Annotated in this window: 1 protein-coding gene; it reads left to right on the top strand. The window is 39.7% G+C overall.

Features of this window, described 5'->3' with window-relative positions:
• Nucleotides 1–84, top strand: an 84-nt coding sequence (locus tag AAC854_RS23745) for an IS1 family transposase (RefSeq protein ID WP_340619088.1), incomplete at its 5' end; no start/stop codon positions are given.
• Nucleotides 85–224 lie beyond the last annotated feature (140 nt).

Below are 224 nucleotides of genomic sequence, written 5' to 3'. Positions count from 1 at the left end.
AAAACGATAGGTTATTCTAAGTCAGCAGAAATACACGATAAAGTGATAGGAACGTTCATTGAGCGTGAATACTACTTTCTCTAAAAGATCTAACTATTGGGTTCATGACCGGGGTTAATGAGATGGTCTTCCCCACCTTGTGAACCATACTCTTTATAGAGTATTTTTTCTGGAGAGTCCATCATGCAAAACGTCACCCTTATTGGTATCGATCTCGGCAAGCA

It is taken from the genome of Xenorhabdus entomophaga (assembly GCF_037996725.1).
GTDB lineage: Bacteria > Pseudomonadota > Gammaproteobacteria > Enterobacterales > Enterobacteriaceae > Xenorhabdus > Xenorhabdus khoisanae.
This window is presented reverse-complemented; position numbering and strand designations above follow the sequence as displayed.